This window comes from Vibrio sp. KUL78 (assembly GCF_059725505.1).
The window spans coordinates 1,079,244-1,094,693 of record NZ_AP045837.1 but is presented as its reverse complement, the minus strand read 5'-3'; the positions used below and the strand labels follow the sequence as shown (position 1 = coordinate 1,094,693).

Sequence of the window (15,450 nt, the reverse complement as noted above, 5' to 3'; positions counted from 1 at the left end):
AAGGCGCTCAAATCGCTGATTTCCCCGTACTTTAAAAACAAAAACGCGATTTGTCTTGTGAAGGTAAGTCTTGGATAAAGGGTTACTTTTTCAGGATTTGGGCTATATTAAAAACCAATAATTACAAATAGTTGAATATATGAAACTCGATGACTTAAATCTGTTCCGGCTTGTTGTAGAAAATGGGAGTTATACGGCAACTTCTCGTAAAACCATGATCCCTGTTGCAACAATTACTCGACGCATTCAAGCTCTTGAAGATTCACTGAACCTTCGTTTGCTGAATCGTCACGCGCGAAAGCTATCGCTCACCGAAGCAGGCGAACGTTTTTATAATGAATGCTCTCCCCTTCTTCAACGTCTAACATCGACAACAGAAGAAATCACGGACGAGTGTAAAGGCGCATCGGGTAAACTGAAGATTTCCTCTCCTTCAAATCTCACAAAGCGCATGATGATGCCAATGTTCAATGACTTTATGAGTCAATATCCTGACATCAGCCTCGATCTCACTATGAGTAATCACGCCGATCAGCTTGATCCAACAGAGTGGGATGTCATCTTCCGTGTTGGCCCTCAGCGCGACTCAAGCCTCATCGCTCGTAAACTCAGCACAGTGAAAGATATCTTGGTCGCACACCCAGACTATCTTGCTAAACATGGCGAGCCACAACATGCGGAAGAGCTTTCTTCACACAGGCTCTTAAAAGGCGCGCCACTTATCAAATGGCAGCTAAAAAATGTCAGCGGTGAATCGATCATCGAAAACTCTAAAGGGCGCTTCGAAGCAAATAGCTTGAACGTGGTGCGCCGCGCTTGTTCTGCAGGCCTAGGCATTACACTAATGCCTGACGTCATGCTGCAAGAACACATCGACAATGGCGATTTGGTGCGCGTACTCCCTGAGTGGAGCGCAAACCCACGTGACATCTATATGCTGTATAACCATAAAGACCACCTACCTGAAAAAGTGCGCCTATTTATCGATTTCGTTATCGATTACTCATTGCATTGATCGTTTGGTAGAACACCCCGCCTAGACTTGACGAGCATAAAAAAAACCAGAACGTTCGTTCTGGTTTTTTCGTTAAACTCTATCCGAGCCGATTAGATACCTTCGTTGTGAAGCTCTAAGTTCGCCAGATCTTGTTGGATATCACGCTGCACTTTCGCATCGTCATTACGCAGAGAATCTAGATAGTCTAAGTATGACTGGTCGATATCCCCTGTTACGTACTCACCGTTGAATACCGATGCTTCAAACAGCTTAACATCTGGGTTACCCAAGCCAACTGCTTCGATAAGGTCAGGGATAGTCTGGTAAATCAGTGCATCTGCGCCAATTTGCTTACAGATAGCATCGTTATCGCGACCGTGGGCGATAAGCTCGTTCGCACTTGGCATATCAATGCCATAAACGTTCGGGAAGCGAACTTCTGGCGCAGCTGACACCATGTACACTTTGTTTGCACCGGAGTCACGAGCCATCTCGATGATCTGTTCTGATGTTGTACCACGAACGATAGAGTCATCGACAAGCAGTACATTCTTGCCTTTGAATTCTGAGCGAATCGCATTTAGCTTGCGACGTACAGATTTCTTGCGCTGCTGCTGACCTGGCATGATAAAGGTACGGCCCACATAACGGTTTTTAACAAAACCTTGGCGGTATGGCTTATCAATAGCTTGTGCAATTTGCAGTGCAATGTCACAAGAAGTCTCAGGGATCGGAATAACGACGTCGATATCAAGGTCTGCGAACTCATCTTTGATGCGCTCACCAAGCTTTTTACCCATCTCAACGCGTGCGCTGTATACCGAGATCTTATCGATGAATGAATCTGGGCGAGCAAAATAAACAAACTCGAAGATACATGGGTTCAGTGTCGGGTTGTCAGCACATTGACGAGTGAATAGCTCACCATCAAATGTCGCGTAAATCGCTTCACCCGGCGCAACGTCGCGAACGAAATCAAAGCCTACTGCATCAAGTGCAACCGACTCAGACGCTACCATGTACTCCGTTTTGCCTTCGACTTCACGCTTACCAAGGCAAAGAGGACGGATACCGTTTGGATCGCGAAACGCAATCATACCGTGACCGATGATCATCGCTGCGACGGCATAAGCACCTTTGATAGCGCGATGCACATTCGTTACGGCACGGAACACATCGTCAGAGGTCACATTGCCTTTAACAGTATCAATTTCGTGAGCAAGTACGTTAAGAAGAACCTCAGAGTCAGAAGTAGTGTTAACGTGACGACGATCTTTCTCAAACAGCTTTTCACGAACTTCGTGAGCATTTGTTAGGTTGCCGTTGTGTGCCAGGGTAATACCAAACGGAGAGTTTACGTAGAACGGCTGAGCTTCAGAGGCGCTAGAACTGCCTGCTGTCGGGTAACGAACATGTCCAATACCTACGTTACCTTGGAGGCGCTGCATATGCTTCGCTTCAAAAACGTCTTTTACTAGACCATTCGCCTTACGCAGACGAAAACGATTGCTTTCTATGGTAACAATACCAGCGGCATCTTGGCCACGATGCTGTAAAACGGTCAAAGCGTCATAGATAGACTGATTCACAGGCGTAGAGCCAACGATTCCAACAATACCACACATGTCCTAATCCTCGATTTGCGACATTAGCTGGCGCCATTAGGCGCCAGACAGGAAACTAGAAGTTGCTTCGATATGTTCAAAAAACGGCTCGATGATTAACTTAAAGTGCGGAATCAATTGAGATGAATCCCACCACTCACTGTTATTCAGCGTGGTAAACGTGTCGACAAAGAAGAGCACTGCCGAAACAATCAGCACACCTCGAAGAGCACCGAACACGATTCCCAGTACCCTATCGGTACCAGAGAGTCCCGTTTTTTGTACCAACTGCCCCAACACATAATTAATGAGCGCTCCAACAATTAGAGTCGCAACAAACAGGGCAGCGATTGCGGCGCCATTTCGAAACATGTCATCTTCGATATTGGTAAAGTACACCGCTAGTTTAGCGTAGTACTGGCTAGCGATAAAAAACGCGCCGAACCATATCACCAACGACATTGCCTCTTTGGCAAATCCGCGAACTAAACTGATTAAAGCTGAAAGCCCAATCACACCCAAAATGACAAAATCTAACCAATTCATGAATTCTTCATCTCAAGTTGGCGCGCATTTTAACAGAAAAATGCGCGACGCAAACGTTTTCTTATGGATTTAGTGGTTTAAATTTGAGCAATTGACCTCGAGAACCGGTAATTTCCTCCAATTCAATCAATTGCTTCTCCAATTTACTTTTTGAAACATCTGGACCGATGATGACGCGAGTAAATGTCGCTTCTTGTTTCACATGAGCTTGATAGCCACGCTTTTGCAGATCCTCTACTAATGCACGTGCATTATCGGCATTTTTTAGCGCCATCAGTTGAATGATCCAAGCACTGTCTGCGTAATCGTTGCGCTCTGGAACCTCTTGTACTGCAACGTCGACGATATCAGCTGGCGGACTTTGCTCCTCTACCACTTCTTCACCAACAGTCGCTTGTACTGGCGATTCCGGAAGGACAGAGATGTCCTCTTCTGGCTCCAGAACTTCAAAGCTCTCTACATCCGCATTGATCTCTGGCTTAAGAGGAATGCTGGCAAACTCTTCTTTGTAATGCAGTTTCTTACCATCAAGTAAGTCAGGCAGAATGATCACCCCTACAGCGACCAATACTATGGTCCCAACTAAACGGCTTTGGAATTTACTCGCCATCGTTTCTCCTAGATTAGTCTTCGTCCTAGCTTCTCGTACCGCCGCAATGCGCGAGAACTTCACCAACGGTATGGAACGACCCTACGACCAGAATCAAATCCTCTGGCTGAGCATCCGCTTTGGCTGCATCAAAGGCCGTAACTGGTGAATCGTATCGAGTTAGTGCCTCATTGGACTCTAGATGTGAGCACAACTCATCCGCAGAGGCGGCGCGAGGCCCACTTAAAGAAGCAGGATACCAGTGCTCTGTCAGAGGATTCAAAACTCGAATAGTCTCCTCGATATCTTTGTCGTGAAGCATACCAATAACCACTTTGAATCGAGTCTCAGGATAGAGTCGACCCTAATTGTGCTACTAAATACTCTGCTGAGTGCGGGTTGTGTGCAACATCAAGAATTGTCGTCGGTGAGCCCGCTAACACCTGCATACGACCCGCCAAGCGTGCTTGCTTTAACCCATTAACAATATTGATATCTGTAATATCGAGGTTTGCGGCACCAAGCGCCATCAGCGCCGTATTGGCATTCATTAATGGCAAAACCGGGATTGGAAGGTCTTCTAGCGTGAACGTGCCATGATGCCATGTCCAAGTCGAATCCGAGGTCTGCGCATAATCGAACTGAATACCCGTTTGGTAGAACTCAGCGCCTATATCATCAGCATGAGCGGGAACCGTTGCAGGTGGCTTAGGTTGTCCGCAAATCGCAGGCTTGCCAGAGCGGAAAATACCCGCCTTTTCAAAACCGATGACATTGATATCATCACCTAACCAATCTACGTGGTCCACGGCCAGACTGGTAATTACTGACACATCATGATCAACCACGTTTGTCGCATCAAGTCGGCCACCTAGTCCAACTTCGAGCAGAACCACATCAACGTTCTGCTCTTGAAACTGCTTCAGCGCGGCAAGTGTCGCATACTCAAAGAAGCTTAAACTCACATCACCACGAAGCTGTTCAATATAGGCGAATGCCTTGGTATGAGATTCGTCGGGAAGTTCGCTGCCATTGATACGAACGCGTTCGTTGTAGCGAATTAAGTGTGGTGAGCTGTAAACACCAACCGAATAACCTGCATCGAGCAAGATGGCTTCCATCAAAGCACACGTTGACCCCTTGCCATTGGTGCCGGCAACGGTAATAACTTTAGGAGCAGGTTTGGTGAGTTGACCTTTTTGCGCCACGACTGACACACGGTCTAGGCCAAGATCTATGGCACTGGTATGAATACTGGTTAAGTAATCAAGCCACATCTGTAGTGAAGATGTGGCTTGAGGAATGGATTGTGAACTCATTTAGCCGTCAATATCTTAACGTTTGATAACTTAGTGAGTACTTTACCCTTTTTCGTCCGCTTCTGGTACTTCATATGATGGTTCTTCTGGAGAATCTTCTACAGAGACCACAAGAGGAGACGCTTGATTTGTCATTTTCGCTAGCAAGCTGCCCACACGCTGACGCATTTCACGGCGGTCTACAATCATGTCGATCGCACCATGCTCTAGCAGGAACTCACTGCGTTGGAAGCCTTCTGGCAGGTCTTCACGTACCGTCTGCTCGATAACACGACGACCCGCAAAGCCGATAAGCGCTTTAGGCTCACCAATGTTGATATCACCTAACATCGCCAAACTTGCTGATACACCACCCATTGTTGGGTCAGTCATGACAGAAACGAATGGCAGACCTTTTTGAGATAGACGCTCAAGTGCAGCGCTGGTTTTCGCCATCTGCATCAGAGACATCAATGCCTCTTGCATACGTGCGCCGCCACTTGCAGAGAAACAGACCAGACCACAGTTGTTTTCCATAGCCGCTTCTACTGCACGTACAAAACGAGCACCCACAACAGAGCCCATAGAACCACCCATGAACGAGAATTCAAAGGCACAAGCAACCACTGGTTGACCTAGCAACTCACCTTGCATAACAACAAGTGCATCTTTCTCACCACTGTTTTTCTGAGCAGCAGAAATACGCTCTTTGTAGCGCTTAGAGTCTTTGAACTTAAGTTTGTCTTGAGGCTCAAGTTCAGCAGCAAGTTCAACACGGTTGCCTTCATCTAGGAAAGTCTCTAGACGACGGCGCGCTTTCATGCGCATGTGATGATTACATTTAGGGCAAACTTCTAGGTTACGCTCTAGTTCAGCGTGATATAGAACTTGCTCACACGACGTACACTTAGTCCAGATACCTTCTGGGATTGACGCTTTGCGCGAGCTAACAATGTTATTACTTTTTTTCTAAAATCTTTTCAAGCCAACTCATGGAAGACCTTATCTCTTGTTACCCCCGCCAAAATGGCGAAAGTGTTAAATTCTAATTAATGCCGTTGGATTAAACCATATTACAGACAAACTGTAGATAAAAAACTGGTTGTACCTATCCTTGTGACCAAGCCGTAACTCTTTATTAATGCAACTATTCACTCATCAATATGAGCGAAATTACCAGCCAGAGTTCAAATCATTTGGCAAAAATAGTGGACCAATTGGCATTTCTGGGAGCTGGTACTCATCAGGATAATCAACGTCAACCAAGTACAACCCCTCCGCCTTAGCAGTCGCTCCTGCCAGTTTGCGATCTTTCTGCGCCAGCAGCCATTCAAACCACTCTGGTGGCTGCTCGCCTTTACCAACGACAATCAAGCTGCCAGTGATGTTGCGAACCATATGATGTACGAAGGCATTGGCTTTAATGTCGATCACGACATACGGGCCATGGCGTGACACATTTAAATGCATGATATTACGCCACGGACTGCGAGACTGACACTGTACCGCCCTAAACGAAGTGAAGTCATTTTCACCTAGCAAGTACTGACCAGCTTGATGCATTTTTTCAACATCAAGCTCTCCATGATAATGGCTGATACCAGAAGATAAAATGCCAGGACGCAAATCATGATTGAAGATCACATAACGGTAACGTCGTGCTGTCGCGGAGAAACGCGCGTGGAAGGCTTCTGGCACTTCTTTAGCCCAACGTACGGCGATATCTTTGGGAAGGTTTGCATTGACGCCCATCGTCCATGCTACGGGCTTACGGATTGCAGAAGTTTCAAAGTGCACCACTTGCCCTGTACCGTGGACACCAGCGTCAGTTCGCCCAGCACACTGTACTTCGATAGGTTCATTGGCGACAACGGAGAGTGCTTTCTCTAGCTCTTCTTGAACGCTATTAACTTCACGCTGTCTCTGCCAGCCGAAGTATTTTGCACCGTTATACTCAATACCTAATGCTACTTTCATCGTTAACTCTGCATCTGTGAATTTTCAAAGGGGGCAAAGTATATACGCAAGTGTCGTTTGTATAAAGTCACAGCCTGTGAATGCAAGGTCATTTATCTGTTTGGATGTGGTCATTCGCTACTTTTGCTAATAAGCAAAAAAGGAAAAACGGTGGTCAGCCACCGTTTTTCCTTTACTTAGAGTTGGGTTATCAAAGGTTATTGATACTCAGATAACTTACTCAGCAGCCGTTTGGCTTCGTCTTCAATCTGCCCTGTCCCCTCAAGCAACACTTTTTCGAGTAGCTTAATCGCCCCCTCATAATCGTTCATCTCAATATAGATTTTCGCCATATCAAGATTACCCGCTGCTTCGGAGTCGCTATCGACATCGACATCGGATATTGGACCGATAACATCAGGGAACTCATCTAAGCCCACATCAAGCTTTAGCTCTTCTTCATCTTTGTCGGACTCTTCACCATCTTGCACCTGAGCCATAAGCTCATCAATGGTCATGAACTGACTATCTGTAGCATCAAAGTCGGAGTCAGGGTCTTGAGAAGACCAGTCTTCATCCGCTGCTTTCGCTAACGAGCCAGCATCATTGTCATTCCAAATCGCTTGTTCTTCTGCAGGAATATCACTGTTGATCGCCGCACGTTGATCGTCGGTCAGCGTAAAGCCGTTCCAGTCTTCCCCCGCATCCGATGTTGGTGCATCTTGCAGCATCGCTTCAATGTCCAAACCGGCACTATCCGCTGTCGTTTGATCGACGGGAGAAATATTTGAGAAGGCTGCATTATCACCATCTTTTAGTAGCTCATTTAAGTTGCCTTCTTGCTCAATAGCTGACATGTCAACCATATTAAAGGCATCAGCAAGCGCGTCGATTTCGGAGTGATCTAAGGTTTCCCCAACCATCTCCTGAGGCGCGAAAGACGGCTCTGAAATGTCTGAGCCTTCTGTTGAATTAACGGCCTCGGTATCATTCCCAGCAAAATCCATCGCAGCTTGCTGCTCGTCATACTCAGGAATCGACTCTAAGCTTATCTCTTCTAGCTCACGACTGTCTTCGCCTACTGCTAGCGGTTCGAGATCTTCCGATGGCTCATGAGCAACCTCTGACAGCGCGTCTTCCTCGGTGAACTCAGGGAACTCAAAATCTTCGTCGACAAGCTCGTTATCAGGCTCTGGCAAGTCGTTCTGTATAGGCGTCGGCTCTTGTTCTAATGCTGGCACTTCATCTTCAGAGAGTGTCTCAGCGACAGGTGCCTGCTCTTGTGCACTTTGCACAGAATCAGCAATCGCATCTTCCTCGCTGTACTCTGGAAGCTCGTCATCAGCAAAAGCAAACTCACCGTCAGCAGAGTCCTCTGACATCGGTAAGTCTTCACCCACACCTTCAGCATCTGCAAAGGCTTGCTCTTCACCGTATTCACTCTGTAGAGCGTTCGCTAAAAAATCCGCATCATCAAGCTCTGTTTCGGTTGATGCCGTAGCACTTTCAACAGGCTCAGTCGCTTGAGATTCAAACGAATCTGACTCAGCTGCGACTGACTTAGCATCAGATGACGCACTCTCTACGTCGTCTACAAGCCAATCATCGTCCGAAGGTATACCAAACTCATTAGCGACCAAAGCATCCAACTCTTTTCGTGCCTGCTCGGAATTATCTTCCTCATGAGTTAGGTTACTTGCACCTTCAATCTCTGGTGCAAACTCAAAGTCCGCAGACGAGTCCGAAGTCGGCTCTGACAGCGCTTGCGGCGCAACACTATCCTGTTCCGCATCAAGCTCTAGAGAAGGTTCTTCCAGAGACTGATGAGCGTCGAGAGCCTCTTCATCGACAGTTTCAACCTCAGGATCAGCCTCAGCAGCAGTTAGGCCTACATCCACCGGCTCTGGCACGGCCTTCTCTTCCGACTGCTGGGCACTGACTTCATTTAGCAACGCGTCAATGTCGTCTTCGGAGACCGCCGTATCCTCTAGATCAACTTCGAGCTCATGATGCTCTTCGTTTGACTGTTGCTGCGGCGCGTCAAACGCTTCAACTTCGCTTACCGTTTCACTGGCTGCTTGAGACAATTCTTCAACCGCTGAGCTCTCGTCAGCAGCAATATCGTCGGATGCTTCGAGTTCAGAAGCACCTTGGGATGAACTATCCAGAGAATTCTCAGCTAGTAAAGCATCGATGTCGTCTAAATCCAGTTCATCTTCTTGTTGGTCCGAAACCGTTTCAACAGATGAGACTGTTGTGTCTTCATCAGCAATGTCAGATCCTAACAAGTTATCAGAAGAGAAAGGATCTAGGTCGAAGTCATCATCTAACTCATCTTGAGTGGAGCTAGAAAAATGACTTTCAAACAAGACTTCATCTAGCAGGTCAGTACTGCTTTCGTCTAGATTGTCATCTTCGTCCGCTAATAAGTGAACATCGTCATCATCGGATTGGCTTTGCGCATCTTCAGCAGACAAGACCTCATCAAGCATCAAATCTGAATCATCAAGATCAGATAGCTCAAAATCGTCCTCGAGCATCTCATCAAGTAAATCAACGTCGGTTGTGTCCGCTGTTTGTGCATCGGTATCGGTCGTTGATTCAGGAGTTGCGTCTATTTGCGAAAACTGGGCAAACAGGTCATCAATATCATCATTACCGACGGCTTCAGATGCTTCATTTGGCGAATCTAAATCGAAGCTTTCGTCAATGTCGGGGGTATTTAGATCTGGTGCATTGCTGTCTTCAGCAACACTGTCTGTCGAGTTGCTGTCCTCAGCAATCAGTTTATCGAGTGATGCCAGCGGTGAGTCAGCGGATAGATCATCAAGATCGATGTCACCTTCATCGAGATCAAAATCGTCCCCTGCAAGTAACTCATCCATCTGGGCCTGGTCGAGCGAAGAATTGTCTTCATCGTCAATCGGCGCTTTATCGGATTCTGTATCACTGTCTAGGCTGAAATTAGCGAACAGGCTATCTAGATCGTCTTGAGAGACCACTTCATCACTATCGTCTTCGTCTGACAGATCTAAATCGAGGTCATCAACGTCATCACCTGGCACTGCGACATCATTGAGCGCTCGTTCCATCTCTTCAAGACCCAGTGCTTTTTCGCCATTCTTAACACTGATACCGTTGTTGCTGGCATCAAGATCGACCACGCCGATATCCAGCTCACCATCGTCATCAATGCTGGCAAACGGGTCGTCATCATCATCTAGATTGAAATCGAAGTCACTTTCATCAAGGTCCGCGAACACATCAGGCTCAGCATCTTCCTTAGGCTCTTCGTCGGTAGTGTCCTCTTCTTCAAGACCCGCTAATAGGTCATCTGAGAATAGGTCTTCCTCTTCATCGGCTGCGACCGCTCCTGCGGCGAGCGCGGCACCGCCTATCGCAGCAGCTCCTGCGGCCTCAGGACTATTACTTGATGCTATCTGATTATCTTCTACCGCTTTCGAAACCGCAGGCTCATTGCTGCGCTTGCGTGAGCGCATGATCATCATCACCAGTAAACCAACTAAAAGAGCAGGAATACTCGCCAGCAATGCCACGAACCAAGGTTTGGCTAACCAAACGTCAAGTTGGCTAGGTGCCAAGCGAGCAAGCTCAGCTTGCTTTCGCTTCTCTTCGCTAAGCTGACGCTCAACTTCACTGCGAATGCGCTCTTCGTTATCTACTTCCGTCTTTAGGACTTCGACCTCATTCTGTACTTCTGACAGCATGAGCCTTAGCTGATGGTTGCGTTCTTCCAAAGAAAGCAGTTCACTTTCAGAGCGACTTAGCTCTTCTCTAAGTGCTTGCGTCGCATCTGGCTCAGCTTTCGTGGTACCCGAAGCTGAAGACTTAGGCACAGACGGTTTGGTCTCCGCCACTTCTGGCGTTGGTGTCTCTTTGACTATCGGCTGCGCGGGTACTGGTGGCTTATCTGCAACCTTTGTCGGGTCTGCAACCGAAGGCTCTGTAACCAACGGTTCTACAACTGACGAACTCGGCGTTACAGCACGTTCTGGTCTAGGAGCTGGTGCAGGAGCAACGCTCTGATTGAGCTTATTTTGGTGTGCAGAAAGCACTGCGAGCGCTTCTTGTAGGTCAACGCGATTGATTAACTCATTAGACGGGATTCGCAACTCACTACCGGGGGCAAGCTGATGAATATTATTCTGCTCAAACTGCCCTGGGTTTAGCTCGTAAAACGCATAGATGGTTTGTTGAACACTGGCATTTGCTGGCTTAAATCGACTTGCGATTGACCATAGGGTTTCGTTTGGTCCCGTTGGTCCATAATAACGCGCCGGCGAGTCAGATTCTGACGCGACGGCTTGGCGTACCGGTTGTGAATATTGTGGAGCCGAGATGACTTCGCCGTTAGGACCGGTTAATCGAATAGTGTCAGCGCTGATTGAAAAAGGTGTTGTCGCTCCTGCTAGTGCTAACGTCACTAGCAAAGGCTTTAAAAAATGATGCATGGAAGGCTCAGCTATCTGCAATAAATAAAACAATTCTTATCTCGGTACTATATCGGATAATCACTCCAAAACTATAGTTCAGCCTTGAAAAAACATGATTCAAGCATGATATTGGTACCATTTTTACATTGCTTAACAGCACAAAGGCCCCTAAAACGGAGCCTTTGATTAAAAAGTGACAAGAGAGCGCTAAAACCCTCACTCACACAATTAGTGTGCGATGTTATCGCAGCTCAGAAGCAACGACTTAGAAGCCACTGCCTAGAGACCACTACCTAGAAGTAATCGCGAATCAACACTTCCGCAATTTGTACCGCGTTGGTTGCAGCACCTTTGCGTACGTTGTCCGCAACAACCCACAAGTTAACGCCGCTATGATGGCTAATATCGTTACGAATACGACCGACCATCACGTGATCTTTACCACCCGCGTCACGAACTTGCGTTGGCATATCTTCGCCGTGGAACACTTCGATACCTTCAGCTTGCTCAAGCAATTGAACCACCTCTTCTGCAGAGATAGGTGCGCGAGTCTCTAGGTGAACCGCTTCCGCATGACCGTAGAATACCGGTACGCGAACACACGTTGGGTTGACCATAATGCTTGGGTCATTGAAGATTTTTTGGGTCTCCCAAACCATCTTCATCTCTTCTTTGGTGTAGCCGTTATCCATAAACTGATCGATTTGTGGGATGCAGTTAAATGCGATTTGCTGACCAAACGCTTTTGGCTCAACTGGCTTGCCGTTTAACAGCATTGCCGTTTGGCCTGCTAGTTCATCAATACCACTCTTACCTGCACCAGACACCGACTGATACGTTGTCACGTTGATTCGCTCAATACCTACAGCGTCATGAATTGGCTTTAGTGCCACCAGCATTTGAATCGTAGAGCAGTTTGGATTAGCAATAATATTGCGGTTTCTAAACTCGGCAATAGCCTCTGGGTTAACCTCAGGAACAACCAGCGGCACATCGTAGTCGTAACGGAAGTTTGAAGAATTGTCGATCACAACGACGCCTTCATCGGCCGCAATCGGAGCCCATTTTGCCGACTGTTCACCACCTGCAGAGAAGAGTGCGATATGGACTTGTGACCAATCGAAGTTCTCTACGTTCTCAACTTTCACTGTTTTACCGTTGATACGATACGTTTTACCTTCGCTACGCTCACTCGCTAGCAGGAAGACATCACCCATCGGAAACTCACGTTCTTGCAGCACCTCGACCATAGTTTCACCTACAGCACCTGTTGCTCCAAATACAGCGATATTAAATTGTTGGCTCATTTAGTTACCTCGATTTGAAATCCTAGTTCTGCTAACGGCGCGAGATTGCATGTCTCATCACCCTTAACAAGGACAGCGCCGTATTCGCGTCTATCCCAATAAAACTTGCGCATTTTGTCGAAGCCATTTTCGTTGTGGATTTCACGACGGAAAATGGCGTCGTCCTTGCGTACATCATAGATGATCTGCGTCATACTGTGCAGTGCTGCTTCATCCCAAGCACGATCAAGCGTCAATTCAGGAATTGGCGCAACGGGTAAAAGTGCATCAGGGTTTGCACGTTCAGACAACCCAAAAAACTCACAATAGCTGTTAAAGATCATGGTGGTGCCACGAGCTTTACCTTCAAGACCATAACCGGCGATGTGAGGGGTCGCGAACGTTAACAGAGGTAATAGATCAAAATCAACTACTGGCTCAAACTCAAACACATCTAATACAGCGGTAAAGCCATCTTTCTGAAGCAGTCGCTGCTTTAATGCCTCGTTATCAACAACAGGGCCACGTGCAGCATTGATCAAGATCTGGTCACTTCGAAACTTAGCAAGGCACGCCTGATCGATTAAGTGATGTGTTGGGTAATCACCGTCGCGAGTGATAGGTGTATGCATGGTGACCACATCAGACTGCTCAAGCAGAGCGTCTAACTCGGTAAAGGTTCTCGTATCACCTTCACTTTGTTTTATCGGATCATTAAGCAATACGTTAATGCCGATACCTTGTAGACACTTTTGTAGATAGCTACCCACCTGGCCACAGCCAATGATGCCAACGGTCTTGTCAAAGATAGAAAAACCTTGCTGCTGGGCGATCACCATCAAGCTACTGATGACATACTCGGCAACACCGACCTTGTTACAACCTGGCGCTGCAGTAAAGAAGATTCCGCGCTGCTTGAGCAAAGCTTGATCAACATGGTCCATTCCTGCCGTTGCGGTTCCAACAAACTTAAGCTTGTTCGCCTTTTCCAATAACGCTTCGTTAACCTTAGTGATTGAACGAATCATCAATGCATCGACATCAACGAGATCGTCCGCCGTTAGCTCACGGCCTGGTTTTGCGATGACTTCACCTAGCTGACTAAACAGTTCGACAGCATAAGGCATTGCCTCATCAACAATAATCTTCATGGGAGTATCCAAAGGGGTTGTCCTTACAATAGGCTGAATTGTGCAAGATATATCAGCAGGTGTCGAGTGAACGATACACAAAGCGAGTCTGACAGGAGTGTTAGAAACAAAAATGCCCAGCCATAAGGCTGGGCAAGATCCAGAACAAAAGGATTCTAACCCGCTCTCCAGGGGCTAAAACTTGCGTCTGCGACCAGTTTTCACTGATCAGCTCTGGAAATCATTGAAACTGATTATCCAGGATTAACCTTGATATTTTTTCAGTACTAGCGTTGCGTTAGTGCCGCCAAAGCCAAAGCTGTTTGACATTACCGTGTTTAGCTCTTGCTCACGCGTTTCTGTCACAATGTCTAGACCTTGAGCTGCTTCATCTAGCTCATCAACGTTGATGCTTGGAGCGATAAAGCCATGGTGTAGCATTAGCGTTGAGTAAATCGCTTCGTGCACACCTGCTGCACCTAGGGCGTGACCTGTCATCGCTTTAGTTGCAGAGATTGCTGGACTGTTGCCACCAAACACTTCTTGGATAGCGCCAAGTTCTTTCACGTCACCTACAGGTGTTGATGTACCGTGAGTATTCACGTAATCAATCACTTCAACGTCTTGCATCGCCATCTTCATACAACGCACAGCGCCTTCACCAGATGGTGCTACCATGTCGTAGCCATCAGACGTTGCGCCGTAACCTACGACTTCACCGTAGATCTTTGCGCCACGAGCGAGTGCGTGTTCGAGTTCTTCAACGACAACCATACCGCCGCCACCAGAGATAACGAAACCGTCACGGTTAGCATCGTAAGTACGAGACGCTTTTTCTGGCGTTTCGTTGTACTTAGTTGATAGCGCACCCATCGCATCAAACATCATAGTTTGAGACCAATCTAGCTCTTCGCCACCACCAGCAAAAACGATGTCTTGTTTACCAAGCTGGATAAGCTCCATTGCGTGACCGATACAGTGAGCAGAAGTTGCACATGCAGAGCTCATTGTGTAGTTCACACCACGGATTTTAAACGGTGTCGCAAGACATGCTGACACAGTAGAAGACATAGTACGAGGTACCATGTAAGGGCCAACACGTTTCACACCTTTAGCGCGAAGCGTATCAACAGCAACTGTTTGGTTAAGTGCAGATGCACCACCTGAACCCGCAACAATACCCGTGCGGTCATTTGAAACTTGGTCTTCTGTCAAACCCGCGTCTTCGATCGCTTGCTCCATTGAAAGATAAGCGTACGCTGCTGCGTCGCCCATGAAGCGCATTTTCTTACGGTCGATATGCTCAGCTGGGTTGATTTTCAGATCACCCCAAACCTGAGAACGAAGGCCCATCTCTTTGAATTGCTCAGAGGCGTTAATACCAGAACGGCCTGCTTTAAGAGACGCTAAAACTTCTTCCACGTTGTTACCGATGCTCGAAACAATACCCATACCGGTAATTACGACTCGTTTCATGTGACATTCCTATAAATTCAAAAACGGCTAAATGATAACGAAGATACAGGATAAAAGTGGTCAGCTTTCCCATAAATTCGTACAATTCGCATCAATAAATGCTATCGATGCCCC

The 15,450-nt window shown here is 47.1% G+C and carries 9 protein-coding genes and 2 pseudogenes; 1 reads left to right on the top strand and 10 read right to left on the bottom strand.

What is annotated here, in order from left to right:
* Positions 1 to 139: 139 nt before the first annotated feature.
* Positions 140 to 1,015, top strand: a complete 876-nt coding sequence (locus tag AC6I8Y_RS05350) for a LysR family transcriptional regulator (RefSeq protein ID WP_394152693.1) — start codon at positions 140 to 142, stop codon at positions 1,013 to 1,015.
* A 92-nt stretch (positions 1,016 to 1,107) separates the two neighbouring features.
* Here AC6I8Y_RS05350 and purF read toward each other — a convergent pair whose 3' ends face one another.
* From purF to fabB, 10 genes and pseudogenes are all read right to left on the bottom strand, one after another.
* Positions 1,108 to 2,622: an amidophosphoribosyltransferase gene (purF, locus tag AC6I8Y_RS05345; RefSeq protein WP_252013991.1), complete on the bottom strand. Its 1,515-nt coding sequence runs from the start codon at positions 2,620 to 2,622 to the stop codon at positions 1,108 to 1,110.
* 36 nt (positions 2,623 to 2,658) lie between these two features.
* On the bottom strand, positions 2,659 to 3,147 hold the full coding sequence (locus AC6I8Y_RS05340) for a CvpA family protein (RefSeq protein ID WP_128648195.1): 489 nt from the start codon (positions 3,145 to 3,147) through the stop codon (positions 2,659 to 2,661).
* Positions 3,148 to 3,208: 61 nt separating this feature from the next.
* Positions 3,209 to 3,757 (bottom strand): SPOR domain-containing protein, encoded by a 549-nt coding sequence (locus AC6I8Y_RS05335; protein WP_234494131.1) that lies wholly within the window; start codon positions 3,755 to 3,757, stop codon positions 3,209 to 3,211.
* Between the two features lie 25 nt (positions 3,758 to 3,782).
* Positions 3,783 to 5,055: pseudogene (gene folC, locus AC6I8Y_RS05330) on the bottom strand (bifunctional tetrahydrofolate synthase/dihydrofolate synthase).
* 42 nt (positions 5,056 to 5,097) lie between these two features.
* Positions 5,098 to 6,028 (bottom strand): annotated as a pseudogene (gene accD, locus AC6I8Y_RS05325) (acetyl-CoA carboxylase, carboxyltransferase subunit beta).
* A 179-nt stretch (positions 6,029 to 6,207) separates the two neighbouring features.
* The gene (truA, locus tag AC6I8Y_RS05320) at positions 6,208 to 7,011 is read right to left on the bottom strand and encodes a tRNA pseudouridine(38-40) synthase TruA (protein ID WP_234494133.1); all 804 of its coding nucleotides are present in this window, start codon (positions 7,009 to 7,011) and stop codon (positions 6,208 to 6,210) included.
* A gap of 197 nt (positions 7,012 to 7,208) precedes the next feature.
* Complete coding sequence (locus tag AC6I8Y_RS05315) at positions 7,209 to 11,462, bottom strand: FimV/HubP family polar landmark protein (RefSeq protein WP_498020990.1); 4,254 nt, start codon at positions 11,460 to 11,462, stop codon at positions 7,209 to 7,211.
* Between the two features lie 275 nt (positions 11,463 to 11,737).
* The gene (locus tag AC6I8Y_RS05310; protein ID WP_252013987.1) at positions 11,738 to 12,751 is read right to left on the bottom strand and encodes an aspartate-semialdehyde dehydrogenase; all 1,014 of its coding nucleotides are present in this window, start codon (positions 12,749 to 12,751) and stop codon (positions 11,738 to 11,740) included.
* Positions 12,748 to 13,881 carry a 4-phosphoerythronate dehydrogenase gene (locus AC6I8Y_RS05305; RefSeq protein ID WP_498020988.1) on the bottom strand — a complete coding sequence of 378 codons (1,134 nt, stop codon included), beginning with the start codon at positions 13,879 to 13,881 and terminating at the stop codon, positions 12,748 to 12,750. Before AC6I8Y_RS05305 ends, AC6I8Y_RS05310 begins: the two co-directional genes overlap by 4 nt.
* Before the next feature lie 243 nt (positions 13,882 to 14,124).
* Positions 14,125 to 15,336, bottom strand: a complete 1,212-nt coding sequence (gene fabB / locus AC6I8Y_RS05300) for a beta-ketoacyl-ACP synthase I (protein ID WP_042474295.1) — start codon at positions 15,334 to 15,336, stop codon at positions 14,125 to 14,127.
* Positions 15,337 to 15,450: the final 114 nt, after the last annotated feature.

Excerpts from the sequence above, each read along its gene's own strand:
- AC6I8Y_RS05305 (WP_498020988.1), bottom strand. The coding sequence starts at position 13,881 with ATGAAGATTATTGTTGATGAGGCAATGCCTTATGCTGTCGAACTGTTT.
- AC6I8Y_RS05340 (WP_128648195.1), bottom strand. The coding sequence starts at position 3,147 with ATGAATTGGTTAGATTTTGTCATTTTGGGTGTGATTGGGCTTTCAGCT.
- AC6I8Y_RS05335 (WP_234494131.1), bottom strand. The coding sequence starts at position 3,757 with ATGGCGAGTAAATTCCAAAGCCGTTTAGTTGGGACCATAGTATTGGTC.
- truA (WP_234494133.1), bottom strand. The coding sequence starts at position 7,011 with ATGAAAGTAGCATTAGGTATTGAGTATAACGGTGCAAAATACTTCGGC.
- AC6I8Y_RS05350 (WP_394152693.1), top strand. The coding sequence starts at position 140 with ATGAAACTCGATGACTTAAATCTGTTCCGGCTTGTTGTAGAAAATGGG.
- AC6I8Y_RS05315 (WP_498020990.1), bottom strand. The coding sequence starts at position 11,462 with ATGCATCATTTTTTAAAGCCTTTGCTAGTGACGTTAGCACTAGCAGGA.
- fabB (WP_042474295.1), bottom strand. The coding sequence starts at position 15,336 with ATGAAACGAGTCGTAATTACCGGTATGGGTATTGTTTCGAGCATCGGT.
- AC6I8Y_RS05310 (WP_252013987.1), bottom strand. The coding sequence starts at position 12,751 with ATGAGCCAACAATTTAATATCGCTGTATTTGGAGCAACAGGTGCTGTA.
- purF (WP_252013991.1), bottom strand. The coding sequence starts at position 2,622 with ATGTGTGGTATTGTTGGAATCGTTGGCTCTACGCCTGTGAATCAGTCT.